Annotated in this window: 12 protein-coding genes; 2 read left to right on the plus strand and 10 right to left on the minus strand. The window is 49.7% G+C overall.

Annotated elements, in window-relative coordinates:
- Window position 1: 1 nt before the first annotated feature.
- Genes KNO98_RS06540 through KNO98_RS06550 form a run of 3 tightly spaced genes read right to left on the minus strand, consistent with a single transcriptional unit; the run spans window position 2 to window position 6,264 of the window.
- On the minus strand, window positions 2-1,645 hold the full coding sequence (locus KNO98_RS06540) for an alpha-amylase family glycosyl hydrolase (RefSeq protein ID WP_214700026.1): 1,644 nt from the start codon (window positions 1,643-1,645) through the stop codon (window positions 2-4).
- Entirely contained in the window at window positions 1,642-4,227 is a 2,586-nt protein-coding gene (locus KNO98_RS06545) for a glycoside hydrolase family 38 N-terminal domain-containing protein (RefSeq protein WP_214700028.1), read from the minus strand. The genes KNO98_RS06540 and KNO98_RS06545 overlap by 4 nt, the downstream gene beginning before the upstream one ends.
- A gap of 57 nt (window positions 4,228-4,284) precedes the next feature.
- On the minus strand, window positions 4,285-6,264 hold the full coding sequence (locus KNO98_RS06550; protein ID WP_214700029.1) for a fructose-specific PTS transporter subunit EIIC: 1,980 nt from the start codon (window positions 6,262-6,264) through the stop codon (window positions 4,285-4,287).
- Window positions 6,265-6,387: 123 nt separating this feature from the next.
- Here KNO98_RS06550 and KNO98_RS06555 point away from each other — a divergent pair, with 123 nt between their 5' ends.
- Entirely contained in the window at window positions 6,388-7,125 is a 738-nt protein-coding gene (locus KNO98_RS06555) for a MurR/RpiR family transcriptional regulator (RefSeq protein ID WP_214700031.1), read from the plus strand.
- A gap of 239 nt (window positions 7,126-7,364) precedes the next feature.
- Here KNO98_RS06555 and KNO98_RS06560 read toward each other — a convergent pair whose 3' ends face one another.
- The 4 genes from KNO98_RS06560 to KNO98_RS06575 form a co-directional block, all read right to left on the minus strand.
- Complete coding sequence (locus KNO98_RS06560) at window positions 7,365-8,132, minus strand: tyrosine-protein phosphatase (RefSeq protein WP_214700033.1); 768 nt, start codon at window positions 8,130-8,132, stop codon at window positions 7,365-7,367.
- A gap of 6 nt (window positions 8,133-8,138) precedes the next feature.
- A complete protein-coding gene (locus tag KNO98_RS06565; protein WP_214700035.1) occupies window positions 8,139-9,344 on the minus strand; it encodes an alpha-amylase family glycosyl hydrolase in 1,206 nt (401 codons plus the stop codon).
- Window positions 9,345-9,430: 86 nt separating this feature from the next.
- Complete coding sequence (locus KNO98_RS06570) at window positions 9,431-10,354, minus strand: LCP family glycopolymer transferase (protein WP_214700037.1); 924 nt, start codon at window positions 10,352-10,354, stop codon at window positions 9,431-9,433.
- 101 nt (window positions 10,355-10,455) lie between these two features.
- Complete coding sequence (locus KNO98_RS06575) at window positions 10,456-11,301, minus strand: YihY/virulence factor BrkB family protein (RefSeq protein ID WP_026825178.1); 846 nt, start codon at window positions 11,299-11,301, stop codon at window positions 10,456-10,458.
- An 85-nt stretch (window positions 11,302-11,386) separates the two neighbouring features.
- Here KNO98_RS06575 and gnd point away from each other — a divergent pair, with 85 nt between their 5' ends.
- Window positions 11,387-12,313 carry a phosphogluconate dehydrogenase (NAD(+)-dependent, decarboxylating) gene (gene gnd, locus KNO98_RS06580; protein ID WP_256442706.1) on the plus strand — a complete coding sequence of 309 codons (927 nt, stop codon included), beginning with the start codon at window positions 11,387-11,389 and terminating at the stop codon, window positions 12,311-12,313.
- A gap of 33 nt (window positions 12,314-12,346) precedes the next feature.
- Here gnd and KNO98_RS06585 read toward each other — a convergent pair whose 3' ends face one another.
- The 3 genes from KNO98_RS06585 to KNO98_RS06595 form a co-directional block, all read right to left on the minus strand.
- On the minus strand, window positions 12,347-12,961 hold the full coding sequence (locus tag KNO98_RS06585) for a flavodoxin family protein (RefSeq protein ID WP_214700041.1): 615 nt from the start codon (window positions 12,959-12,961) through the stop codon (window positions 12,347-12,349).
- A gap of 144 nt (window positions 12,962-13,105) precedes the next feature.
- Window positions 13,106-13,492 carry a hypothetical protein gene (locus KNO98_RS06590; RefSeq protein ID WP_214700043.1) on the minus strand — a complete coding sequence of 129 codons (387 nt, stop codon included), beginning with the start codon at window positions 13,490-13,492 and terminating at the stop codon, window positions 13,106-13,108.
- An 83-nt stretch (window positions 13,493-13,575) separates the two neighbouring features.
- Complete coding sequence (locus tag KNO98_RS06595; RefSeq protein WP_214700045.1) at window positions 13,576-14,424, minus strand: MurR/RpiR family transcriptional regulator; 849 nt, start codon at window positions 14,422-14,424, stop codon at window positions 13,576-13,578.
- Window positions 14,425-14,526 lie beyond the last annotated feature (102 nt).

The raw sequence follows: 14,526 nt of genomic DNA on the forward strand, positions 1-14,526 counted from the left end.
GTCACACCTCAATCCAGGCAAAACCATATGGTTGGAGTGTGATCGGGTCTGTCGTGTCCTTGAAGACGTTATTTCCGGACAGGTCCAACTCGACCGTCTCCGGACTGACGTTGGCGACCGCGACAATCGTCGACGTCGCACCGGTCCGCTTCACCGCGAAGACACGCGTGTCCAAATCGAGAACGTCTTGATCGGCATAAGGACTGAACGCATCGTATTGACCACGAAGAGAGATCATATGCTTTAGACCACTGAACACGTTGCGACGGCGTGCATCGCTCTCGAGCTCCTCATGGAGCGTGTCCGCGTCGAGTTTCTCACGGTTGATGCGACGATTGATACCGCTCGATTCGACTGCTGCTTCATCGTTTCGCGAGCCGAACAGCGAATGATAATAAATCGCGGGCACACCGACGACGGAGAGAAGGATGCTATGAGCGGACAACATTTTTTGAGTATGGAGCGGTGTGTCTTCCTCGCCAGCATTCGCAAGCGCATCCATGTAGTTGATGTTCAACTCATATACCGTCTGGCTGCCGTCCGGGTTCGATTTATAGGACACACGTCCATGGTTGTGGACGACCTTGTCGACGAGGAGTTGGCGGTCTGTCTCATCTAAAATCCCTTCGGTCGGGCGCATACCGATGCCATCGTGTGACGCGAGGAAGTTGAAGTATGTCGCCGTCTCCGATACCGGTTTGATTTGTCGCGCCCAGTCAGAGAGCTTCGTCGCATCGTTTGTCGTATAGCTGTAGAGCACGAGTGGCGGAAGTGAGAATTGGTACACTTGGTTCGCTTCGTCGTTCCCGCTCCCAAAGTAACTGATATTCTCTTGGTGTGGCACGTTCGTCTCCGTGATAATCTGTGCGCCCGGTTTGAAGTGGTCGACGAGTTCACGCCACACTTGAATCAAGGCATGCGTCTCCGGCAAATGGATACACGTCGTCCCTGATTCTTTCCACAGGAAACCGATGGCATCGAGGCGGATTGAGGACGCCCCTTTCGCCAAGTAATCGAGGAGCACGTCCGTCAACTCAAGAAACGCCGGAATGTGTGCCACGTTCACATCGACTTGATCTTCACTGAACGTTGTCCACGCTGTTTTCTCGCCGTACGTATGAATCAACGGTGACGTACGGGGTCGCACGACACGGCTCGCATCGAACGACGGGTCTTCCGGGATAAAGAATTCTGCGTAGCGTTCGTCACCGGCGACATAGCCTTTGAACCAGTCACTCGATTTCGACAAGTGGTTGGCGACGAAGTCATACATGAGCCGGAAGTCATGAGAGAATGAGACAATGTCTTGCCACGTCCCGTAGTCCGGGTTGATGGCACGGTAATCCGTGACCGAGAAACCATCATCGGACGTGTAAGGGAACATCGGCAACAGATGCACGTCCGTAATGACCCCTTTTGCTTCTCGGTTCAAGAAGCGATGGAGCGTCTGCAGCGGAACCTCACCTTTCCGTTGAATCGCGTCCCCATACGTGATCAAGTAGACGTTCTTCTCCGTGAGCGGCGACGTCTTGTCAAACGAGACCTGTTCAAAGCGGTCGACGAGCGCGCACATCCCTTCCACCGCCTCATCGGCCCGTTCTTTATACACAAAGCGTAAATGTTGTTCGATCACAGTCCAGTTCATGAGGTTTCCTCCTTGATGTGTAGCGTGGTATATCCGTGTGCCTTGATGACGTCTTGCGCGTCCACTTCAGTCTCCGCGAGCGAGACATGTTGGATTGTCCCTGCCGTCTCGATGCGGAGCGGGACATCCTCGCTTGACGGGTTGAACAGTCGAACGATCCGTCCGCCGTCCGCACCTTGTTTAATGGCCGATACGAAGTGACTTGTCGTCAAGAGCGAGTAAGTCGCCGGGACATGATCGACCGGCTGCGGAATCTCGAAGCGCTCCAACCGTTCCTCGAACGTGTTGAGCGATTGTTTATGGTAGCTGGCACGATTCGCTTTATACGTTTCGGTCCGTTCTGTCCAGTCAACCGCGTCGAAGCAGTCCGCGACGCCGACTGCGTAGTCGAAATTCATATGTCCAAGCATTTGCGCGTCAGGCGTCTCGACGACTTTATTGTTGATTCCCGAAGCGCGACCAGGGCGCCAAGCGAGATTGTCTTTCCCAAGCAAGCCGACAGAGCGGAACAACGTGAGCGCGAGACCGTCATCGAGATGTTCATACTCTTTTAGCCCTTGGGTGATGACGCCGAGTCCGGCGCCGCCTTCCGCGACCACGTAATTCTCGAGTGGATAAATCGAGACGGGCTTCTCGGCATACTTCTCTTCTTTCCAGACGGTGGCACGCGGGTTTTGCTTTCGCTCAAGCGCCGTGTATGCTTGGTCGGCGAATGTGCGTTCAAGCGCCCATGGAAACAAGACACGGACACGATGGTCTTTGACGTCGTTATCAATCTCGTGGTTCACACGAACGAACGCTTCGCCTTGACGCACCTCAAGTTTCGTCACGATCGTCTGTTGCTTCAACTTGTCTGTTCCCCTTGCCTCTAAATCGATTGGGAGCGACCATGTGTGCTTAACGGTCATCGTTGATACGAGATCGCTCTCGGAGACGTCGATTAGTTCAGCCTGTGCTGTCGTGATCGGTGTCTCACCGACGAGCGGTGAGTAATCATACGAGTCGCCCGTGTCCGCCGTATCTTCGAACGTGAACAGTTCGACATCATGTGTTCCGGCCTTCATCGTGACACGTCCTTCTGCGAACGTGACGGCCAGTTGGTCATTTTCGATCCGTGCCACGTCCGTCGCGCCAAGTGTCGCCTTCGTCTCGTTCACGATTCGGTATGCCGCGTACCCTAGGTTCGGCAATGTGACTTCAGCCGCGAGCACCGTCCGGTAATAGCCTGGCACTTCAACTTCTTTCTCGCCATCTGCCGTGACGACGATTTTCTTGCCACCGCTCACATAACTTTGCTCGCGGATGACGGTGTTGACCGTGTCGCCGTCAAACGTCACGAGCCCGACATCCGATTCGTTCGTAAAGACGACGACGTCTTCAATCAGCGTGCGCTGTTTTGGGACATAGTTGAAGAACAAGACGAGCTCTCCTGTTGGCACGTCGACGGCACGGGCGATCTGTTTCTTCAACAAATTGATCAGCCCATCGACGATTCGCTCACATTTTTCAATCCTTTTCTTGATGTCATCATTCGTCGCGTCCGAATTGCAACCCCCAATCGAATCATGGGAATGGACGTCGAACAGTTCTTTCCACACTTGATCAATCCACGCCTTCGGATATCGGAATCCGAGAGATTCAGCGATGACACCGAGCGGCTCAAGCTGGTCAATCAGTTTCGTCTCGACCGCATAGTTCCCTTGCTTCAAGTCGACGCGCTGCGAACGGATTGTGTGGTGCATCCGTGACTTTTGTGAGGCAATCAGCTCGCCTTCAATCGTGTTTGGAATCTCTCTCGCAAACGCCGCTTCCATGAACGTCTCGTAGTCAGACAGTTGGTACGTCCGCTCTCGGTCCATTTCGTTCAAACGACGAACGGCCTCAGGGAAATGCTCACGCACGAGCACCTGGTCCCCACCCGACGGGAGCAACAGTTCATCCGTCGATCTATTCATTGACTCAAGTGTCTTGAGAATTGGATCGAGTCGTTCTGTCTTATATGCGTCCGTCGCCTCTAAGAACTTACCAGGCCCATAGCCGAAAAAGATGTAGTTCGTCTTGACCCGGGCACCGTCAGGAGATTGCCAATGGAAGTTTAAATCACCCTTGATCTCATCGTGATAAATCCCGCGCTGTAAGACACTATAATCAATTCCGAAGTCTTTAAAAAATGAAGGCAGATACGCATTTTGTCCAAAAATGTCAGGGAGGTACCCGACGTTCATTGAGTGACCCATCGCTTTGGCAATCCGTGTCCCACACAACAAATTTCGGATGATTGACTCGCGATTGACGAGAAGCGTATCGGTCTGTGTATACCACGGGCCGACGAAGAGACGACGCTCGGTGATGAAACGTTTCATGCGGTCTCTCTCTTCCGGACGAATCTTCAAGTACTCCTCGACGATTGAAACTTGTCCATCAAATACGTAGGAAACGTAGGTCGGATCTCCTTCGAGGACGTCCAACAGACGGTCCAAATTTTCGACTAGTAAAACATTCGAATCTTCGATTGTGAAATACCACTCCCGATCCCAATGCGAATGTGGGACAACGTGGACGTTCGGTTTGCCTGTTTTCATGGTATACCCTCCTAGAAATAAGAAAGAGACCAGGTTTCCCCAGTCTCTATTCACTGTTTAAAAGATCTCTTCTCCACGGCGCTCGCGACGTTTAATGAACGCATAGCGAATGAAGATATTGGCGAAAGCGATAAACAATACGCCTGATGCTAGGCCAATGAAGTAAGCCCAGAAGTTCTCAACGAGCGGCCAACCCCAAACTGCTGGGAGTGGGTACCACTGAATCGCACCGAGATAGACGGCCGTACATGCCCCGATGATTGCTCCGATGATGTTGATTGGAATCGTGATGAGCGGGTTACGCAGCATGAACGGGATCGCCCCTTCCGAGATGGCAAGGAAACCGAGCAAGAATGCAGTGTTTCCTGCGACGCGTAAGTTGGCGTCAAATACGCGACGTCCGACAACGAAACGGTCAATGATGGTGGCAAGACCGAGTCCCATCGGTGGGATGACGATGGCTAGGACGCGCGGCGTGAGTGGGAAAATCTCATCCGCTGCCATACCAATCGCAATCGCACCAGCTGCTTTGTTTACTGGACCACCTAAATCAAAAGCAGTCGCTGCCGCGATGATAGCCGAAAGTGTAAGTTCACCAGCACCGGTCATGCTCGTGATAAAGGCCGCCATCGAAGCATTCAACTGACCAAAGATTGGATCGACGACGTATTGGTTCAAAATGAAGACCGCGAGCACGGTAATCCCCGGGATGAGGAACATCGGTTTCATCGCTTGGAAGTTTGGCGATAGTTTAATCTTCTGGTTCAAGAAACGGGCCAAGTAACCGGCAGAGAGACCGAGAACAAGTGCGCCAAGGAATCCACTTGGAATTCCACCTTCAATTCCCCAGAACGTGTAATGGAGACCGTTGGCAAATAATCCACCAAGAAAACCAGGTACGAGACCAACACGATCAGCAATCGCATAAGCGACAAACATAGCAAAAATCGCGTATAAGAACTTAAAAATCATACCGCCGAATAAATCTAAGAAGTAGAAGAACTGAATCGCACCGCCAGCTGTCCCGTTGTCAGGATTTGCAAGATCCGCGATATCAAGCCCAAGTCCGTACATCCATGTCAGCTTGGCAATCCCAAGCATGAGACCTGCGGCGACGAGGAGTGGAATCATATACGAAATCCCCGTCATAACGGCTTGCGCCATCTCTCCAAAGAACCCTTTGACACCTTTTTTCTTTGGAGCCTCATCGGTGACGTCACTCGCGTCACCGGCTACTTTTTGCGTCGTTGATGTTGCTTCAAGGAGAAGTTCTTTCGCCCGACGGAGCGGATCTGCTACACGAGTCTGTACGTATGGAAGTCCGGCGTATCGCTCTTGGTCTTTCACTTTCGTATCGACTGCGAAGACGACGGCGTCTGCCTCTTGGATGATCTCTTTCATATGACGATCTTCAATACCGTTCGCCCCTTGCTTCTCGACGAGGACACGAATGCCGAGCTCACGTCCGGCCTGTTCGAGTGCCTCAGCAGCCATGTAAGTATGCGCGATACCAGCCGCGCAAGCCGTGACAGCGAGGACGGTTTTCTCTGCCGCTTCTGGTGAAGACTGGATCGTCTGTTCGAGGCGATCTAAGTTTTGGAGGAACTCCTCGTTTGTCTTCGCCGCATACAACCCTTCGCGATAGGTAGGTTTCATGAGTCGAGTCGATAGTTCGGCGAGCAACGTCAAGTGCGTCGATCCCGCTTCTGCTTCAGGAATAGCAAGCAAGAAAATCAAGTCCACTCTATTCTCAGGGTCAATGGATTCCCAATCTGTGAGTGGTGTCTGAAGTCGAGCAATCGCCACTTTCGCTTCCTTAACGAGTGTGGACTTACCATGCGGGATAGCAAGTCCAGCTTCAAGTCCCGTTGCCGAATGAGCCTCGCGCTCGAGGACGACTTGTTTGAATCCTTCTTTGGAAGAGACGATATTTTGTTCATATAGGGCACCGACGAGTCGGTCGATTGCCTCTTCTTTTGACGCAAACGTTGCGTCGAGAAACAACAGACGGTCATTGGTCATCTGCCGTAGTTCCATGTTAATACCCCCAATACCCATTGTTAGTTGAAGCGCTTTCATCTACACTCTATTTTTATCATGGTAGTGCTTTTCGTTTTGTACGGATTGTGTATAATTGTACAAGGAATAAGGAGGGGTTAGATGGGGAAAATCATTGCTACGTTTCATAATGAAATGGAACAGTTAAGTGAATCAGAGAAGCTTGTCTTATATTATTTGGATAACCACATCGATGATATAGATGCCTTGACACTGGTCAAACTGGCTGAGGCAACGCGCGTTTCTACAACGACAGTCATTCGAATGACACATAAACTCGGACTAGAAGGTTTCTCTGATTTAAAATATAAATTGAAACAAATGAACCAATCAAAAACGATTGCTTATTCATCATTTATACAGGAGTATATCCCATTTTTAACCGAAACATTCGATCAAATCGATCCCATTCGTTTAAAACGAATGGGTAACATTATTAAACAAGCCCCTTCTATTTTTATCGTATCTGTAGGTTTAACAAAAACGGTCGGGGAGTATGCTTCTCAACGACTCATTCAAGCAAACAAGCCTGCCATGCATGCTTACGAATCACATTTAATCGATTTGTTGCCAAATTTACTGAAACCGAACGATGTTGTCATCTTCATTTCGATGAGCGGCGAGACACAAACCCTCATCCAATCCGTAAAAAAGCTCCGTTTCACCGGAGCTCAACTATTCGCCTTCACTAACGCGGCTGATAGTACGGTATCTCAACTTGTCCACTTTAACTTGAGTACGGCTTTCCCAACAGAATCACGATCAGGATATGATATCACGCCTCGTTCTCCATTATTTGTCTTAATTGATGTATTAATCGAAGAATATTTGCGAACTTAACGAAAATGGACCTGACAACGCGACTGCGTCATCAGGTCTTTTAGTACATTCCATCCCAAACCATTACACTGTCCGCGAGTGATATAGCTCACCCGATTTAAGTTGAATCGAAGTCGTGCTATCCGGGGACACCTGCAACTCGAGACAAATCGTACTGTGTTTCTAGCGCCCATCAAGGGTCAGTATCTCTAGTTACCTGTGGCCGACCATGACCGGTTGATTCGTAATCGGGTAGTTTTTTACCACTTCCAACGCCCCCGCCAGTTTTTCTCTGGCAATCGTGGTGGGTTCGTCGCAATCTGTTTATTTGCTAAGATTTGCTCCGTGAAATGGAGGTGTTGCTCCCACATCTCTTCTCCTAGTTCATTGACGACTTCCTGTTTCGCTGCTCGCCAATTGAAATCGCGATGTTCTACATTATGAGCGTCTGACGCGATGATTTGACTCAAGCCGTTACTGATGAACGTAAGCGCCAGTTCCCGCACCTGTCTTCCGAATTGCCCCGTCAAACTGCTTGTCGTTACCTGCGACAATGCGCCAGACGATACGAGATGATGCAATTTTTCAGGATGAAGCGCGAGTTCGCGATTCCGTTCAGGGTGCGCGATGACCGGAATGTAACCCGCCGTTTGGAGTTGAAAAAACAACGCTTCCGTGTACGCCGGTATGCTTTGACTCGGTAATTCCACGAGTACATAGCGGGACCCAGCGAGTGAATGTGCTTCCCCAGACTCAAGTGCTTCAACCAACTCCCCAAAAATTCGAATTTCTTGTCCGACGTATAAAGTTAATGAAATGCCTTCTTCGTCTAGTCGTTGCTGCAATTGTGCGACTTCTAGCGCCACATCGTGATGTCGTGTTTCAAAGTACGGATGATACGCATGAGGCGTCACGACAATCGATGTCACACCTTCTTCCACCGCGCGTCTCGCCAGTTGAAGTGACGCTTCGATTGTGCGTGGACCATCATCCACCTCAGGCAACAAATGACAATGTACATCAATCATGAGGGTTCACTCTCCAATGTGAGATTGTTTTAGCCAAACGTATTCATACGGGCGAAGCGTTACATTTGTCATCCGCTCTTCTGTGAAAAGACTCATCCCCTCACAGTCGGTTTGCACCGTCTCTTCACTCATATTCGTCAATAAGAGAAGCGTCTCATCCTTGTGCTGTCGTTTGACCGCAAAGATACGACGATCGAGACTCACCACTTCTTGACCTATATAAGGTGAAAATGCCGGGTGGAGTCGTTTGACGTTCAATTGACTCAATATGCCCTCATAGACACGAAGGCGGTTCGGATCACGCTTTAGCGCTTGAAGCAACTCGTCTTGCTCGATTGGTTGTGCCGCTCCAAACAGTGTTCGGTAGTCAATCAACGGAATGCCCTGAAGCGAGAACAGCACACTGTGTGCAGCAAGAATCGCATCAGGTGTAGCATCCATTAAATTCTTCTCAAACGGGTCGCGTTCCGCTGAAGATAGGAAATTAAAATACGTTTTATCCGATGATAGCGGATGACCCTGTCTCACCCAGTCTGCCAACCTTGTCACATCCGACTGCGCAAACGCTAAGATTACATGACTAGATAAATCAAAATGACAGACGACATCCGCCTCTTGCTCGTACACGAGAGAAGAATCGACTCGCTCATTGGCGACGACGAGTTGTGCATTCGGCTTATACGCATGCATGACCATTTTCCACAGCTTGAGGACTAGTTTAATTCGTTCTGGTTCGATTCCACGAAACGATTCCACGTGAACCCTGATTTTCGTCGCTCCGTACGCTAAACGTTCAATGAGTGCATCCGTTTCGGTGATCAGGTCAAATTGATGTTCGCTATACGCTTCAGGTACCATCTCGTACATGAGATCAAACTCATCCGTGAAACGCCCCAAATCTTCAAACAGTTGCACGCGTGAGTCGATGGCTGTATCATTTTGTCTCGTTTTGTATGGAAACAGTGAGACGAGATAGAGGTCACTCACTGTCGTTTGGACGTGATCCGCCAACAATTGATGGAGCGCCTCTAAATTGGCTCTTCCGTCCGTGAGGATAAAGCCTGCATCCACTAACAAGATATTTGTTTTTTCAGAAGGGTGCTCATGATCGTGCCAGTGATGATTCGACCACTTCTCAAACAATCGGTTCCAGTCTTGTCGTGCGGTGTCCCCGAGTTCATGGAGCACTTCTTCAATCGCTTCCCATTTCATGATTCATCCCTCCTTGGCATCTCTTTATTTCTCCCACTTTCTGTTCGGTTTGAAACAAAAAAACTGCCTGACCTTAGTCAGACAGCTCACTCCATCAATCGCTTCAATTCTTCCTGTAGGCCACTCAACGAGGTCTCGTCCGGATTCCAATAATAGATTCCATCCCCTTCTAAACCTCCTGTACCTTCTAGTCGTAAGACGCTCGCATTACGAAATGCGTTCATATAGTCTGTCGACAAAGAGACGAATTCATTGAGTTCGATATTCGTCTTCGCTTGATTTCCGACGACATCGAGTAACGCAGTGACCTTGTCGAGAGAGAAGTCCGTCCGCCCCTGTTCGACGATGGCGGCGACGACGTCTCGCTGACGTTCTTGTCGTCCAAAGTCACCATTCGGATCATCATAGCGCATTCGGGTGTAAGCGAGCGCTGCTTCTCCATCTAACTTCACTTCACCGACAGGAAACGTAAATCCGTCTGTCGCAAAGGCGAATTTGTTCATGACCGTGATCCCGCCGAGCGCATCGACCACATCACTAAACGCTTCCATATCTGTTTCGATGACATAATCAATCGGGATATCGAGGAAGTTCTCGACCGTGTTCATGGCCATTTCGGCCCCACCAAATGCATAAGCATGATTGATTTTGTCACGTGTCCCCTTTCCGACAATCTCCGTCTTTGTGTCCCGCGGAATCGACAGCATCGCTCCTTCATCGAGTTCAGGGTTGAGCGTCAGGACGATGATTGAGTCACTCCGTCCTTGTTCGCTCCCCCGACGGTCAATTCCTAACAATAAAATCGAAACCGCTTCTTTTCGTTCGATTGTCTCCACTTGTTTACGTTCTTTGCTAATCTTTAAATTGTCATTCACTTGCGCAACCGTGTCATCGACTTCCTGTACCATCGACCAGACAAATGCTCCACCTGTAATGAGCAACAAGGCCATGACGCCTGCTACAACCCCTAGTACGATTTTCCACTTTGATGGTTTACGTTGTTTCGCCACGTGGCCACACCTTCTTCCGTGAAATAGTACTATTTTATTCCCGGTGGTCGGGTTGTTTTAAAGTATGTTCAAAAAAAATGATAGTCATATCCCCTCATTTGTCACGGAAAGTGCGTCCTCTCCGGTTGACGTGTCATATGGTTCGACCAAGCCGCATTGATTTCCGCACCAATCAGCATCGTCGCAGCCGTCAAATAGAGCCAAATTTGCAGCAAGATGACCGCACCAATCGTGCCGTATGTGTCACCGAGGATTGAGAAACGTTCGACATAGATACTGTATCCGGTTGATAACAATTGCCACGAGATGACCGCAAACACGGCTCCCGGAATCGTTTCCATGAACCGCACACGCTGTTGTGGTGCGATTTTATAGAAAAGTGAGAATGCAATAATCAGGATGAGCGTTGAGACCGTATAGCGTGTCACCGTCGACAACCGGTCAAACTCTTCGACTTCAGGATAAAGAGCATAAATAAGTTGAACAAACTCCTGACCAAATAGATGAAAGACAATCAAGATGACGGCACCTATACTGCCTGCTAAAATCACGAGTAACCCAATCAACCGACGGAAAATGTAACCACGCGCCTCCGTTTCTCCATAAGCGAATACGGTCAGTTTGACGAGTCGCGCCGTCCCGTTCGAAGCAGACCAAAACGCGATAATCGCACTGACTGACAACAAGCCTCCGTTTAAATTCCCACTGACATCATAGACGACCGACAACAGCTCACGGACACTCGAACCTGGAATGAGCGTCTCAATCTGTTCGATGAGAAGTGCATCATCAATTTGAAACCATGCCATCACGGCAAAGAGGACAAAGAACGTCGGGAAGATGGCTAAAAACCAGAAGAAGGCCAGTGTCGCGCTATAGTCATTTATGTGATGATCTTTGAAGCGGTGCCTGACGTCCACCGCCAAACGAAACAAATTCTCTCCCATAGCTGCCCGCCTTTCAATAAAGTATTCATCTATATCATTCTACACCTCAATCAACCTGTCCTTTTGAGCAAGCTGTATTTCGGGTATGCCCTATAGAAGAGTAAATTTTAAAAATGGGGTGGAACGAATGGAAATCGGCATGATTGGACTTGGTAAAATGGGACTGAACCTGGCTCTGAATTTAACGGACAATGGACATAGCGTCCATGGCTATGACCCGGGAAATGTGTCAACGAGTCAATTTGAAACAAAATCATCGCTAGAAGAAGTCGTTTCGGCGCTTCAGGCACCACGTGTCATCTGGGTGATGGTACCAGCTGGCGAAGTGACCGAGCATGTACTCAACGACTTGTATGACGCCCTCTCACCTGGTGATATCGTCATCGACGGAGGGAACTCGAACTATAAAGAGTCGATGCGGCGCGCTGACCATTTCAAAGAAAAACTCATATATTTCTTTGACGTCGGGACGAGTGGTGGCATGGAAGGAGCCCGTCACGGAGCGTGTACGATGATCGGGGGCGATATGGAGGCGTTCGGAAAAATCGAGCAACTCTTTCAAGACGTCTCGACCGACCAGGGATATCTTTACGCGGGGCCAAGCGGAAGTGGTCACTTCTTGAAGATGGTGCATAACGGGATTGAGTACGGGATGATGCAGGCGATTGCCGAAGGGTTCGAAGTGCTCGAAAAAAGCCCGTTCGACTATGAGTATGAGGATGTCGCACGCATATGGAATCATGGATCGGTCATCCGTTCTTGGTTGATGGAGCTGACCGAAAGCGCATTTTCGAAAGATGCGAAGCTCGATGATATTCGAGGAGTCATGCATGCGTCAGGAGAAGGGAAATGGACAGTCGAAACGGCACTCGAGTATGACGTGCCGACACCGGTCATCGCCCTCTCGCTCATGATGCGACAACGTTCGCTACAAGACGACACGTTCTCAGGGAAAGTCGTCGCCGCGCTCAGGAATGAGTTCGGTGGGCATGCAGTGGAGAAAAAAGAGTGAAAATTAGGCCTCGGCGTGTGCCGAGGCCATACTTCATCCCATCGTATTTCCCTCTGCCGGAATCGGATTCGCTTTCAACATTCTCGCGAAGTGCACGAGATTATACGCCATCGTCTCTCCATGTGACTTCGTGAACTCGTTGTCGCGCCCGGCATCGATATATGAGTCACCTGGTCCTGCTTCCCCGACCCAATACGTGTCGACGTTCGGTGGCACGGTGAAGCCGATATGCGACAAAGCATAAAGAATGCCGGCACACGCATGTTTCGCCCCGTCTTCATTCCCCGTGACGACGACCCCACCGACTTTGTTGTAGTAGATCGCCTGCCCTAACTCGTTCGTCAGCCCGCTACCACCGTATAACCGTTCAATCACTTGTGTCGCAACGCTGCTCTTCTCACCGAGCCAAAGTGGTGTGCCGATGACGACGATGTCTGATTCTTTCACCTTCTCAAAAATCTGTGGCCATTCATCCCCGTTTCCTTCGTCCTCCGTCACCCCAAAAGAAACATTATAGTCGACGATGCGAACGATTTCCGATTCGACCCCGAGTAAATCGAAGTGTGGCAAGATATCACGAATCAACCCTTCCGTATGCGACGTCGTGTCGCCACCTTTTAACGTACAGTTCAAGAATAGAGCTTTCATCTAATCCCTCCTTCAAATGAGTCAACACAATTAGCTGTTCCCTTTCCAAAAGTTTTTATACCTGATTAAATCGGCCGTCATATACAAAATATCATCACACCCGTTCTCAACAAAAAAACACCCCGTCAAAGGAACAGGGTGTCCTCAGTCGTTCGGGATCGTGACCCCGTCAAATTGTTCATTTCGGCATAGCGTGATCGCCTGCATCGCCAATTTATAATCCTCTTCCGGTAAAGCAATCAATTCGGTCGGAAGGACCCATTCTTTCGAGTTATACAAATGAATAACGAGTTTGGCGAGGACAAACTCCCGTTTATCGAACGTATTGTCATCGATGATCGTCGACGTTCGAATTTTTCCTGCCTCGAGATCCATGTAAGGAAGCAATCGTTCACGAACATGGGCATTTCCTGCGATTACGTACAGCGCGGCGAAATATTCTCGACTCGTACTGCCGGGATCTGTGAGCCGCTGTGCCAACCATTTGAACTCACTGTAGTGGTCGGAAGATAAAAAATCAATATGGTTCATCGATTCACCTTCTCTCTCTAAGCCTCGCTTTGCCCTCAGAGTTTATAATTTCCACCTTTTTGTAGAAGTTAACCCTGTTTCACTCAAATTCGACGTAGCGAAATCGCTTCTCTCATCTGCTGAAGAGAGGTGCGAGCCGCTTCACCGCGCCGCATCATGACGGTTGTGAACAGTGCGTCGACAAGACTGAGTTCAGCGATTCGAGAGGCAAGCGCCTCCGAACGAAACGCCGTCTCTTGAGACACCGTGTAGAGTGATACGTCCGCAAATTTAGAAAGCGGTGACTTCGCATAGTTCGTAATCGCAATCATCGGTACACCCTTCTCTTTTAGGAGCTTTGCGATGTCGAGCGTCTCTTTTGAGGCACCGGAGTGCGAGATGACGACGGCGACGTCTTCTGTCGTCAATTGCGAGGCCGACATGAGTTGCATATGCGATTCAAGGATCGCGCTCACCTGAAGCCCACTCCGGACAAACTTATGATAGGCGTCCAGTGCGACGACGGCCGACCCGCCGCTCCCAAAAAATTCGATGCGACGTGCTGTGAGAAACAGCTCAATCGCTTTTTCGAGTGAAGACGCCTCTAAAATCTGACGAGTCGACTCAATCGTCTTCCCGTTCGTCGAAAAAATTTTTTCGGCAACTTCAAGCGCCGTGTCCATCTCCGTGATATCTTCATGAATGTCTTGCAGCGGTGCGACGACATCCGAGGCGAGGGCAATCTTTAACGCCTGGTAGCCCTTGAATCCGACCCGCTGACAAAAACGGAACACGGTCGATTCCGCCACGTCGAGGTCTTCTGCCACTTGATTGATTGTATGGTGGATAATTTTTTCGGGTTGTTTCAAGATATAGTCGGCAATGCGTTGTTCTTTCTTACTCAGTGTCGAATAGGCGCCACGGATGTGAGCCGTGCCGTTCATCGTTTCCATCAAGAATCACCCTTTCTCTTCTTCACTTAACGATACCGTTTCGAAAAAAATTCCGCAATGTATGATTCGACCGAAAGATTGACCCTCCTTATAAAAGGAAGC

Origin of the sequence: Exiguobacterium sp. s57, assembly GCF_018617685.1 — a bacterium.
GTDB lineage: Bacteria > Bacillota > Bacilli > Exiguobacteriales > Exiguobacteriaceae > Exiguobacterium > Exiguobacterium marinum.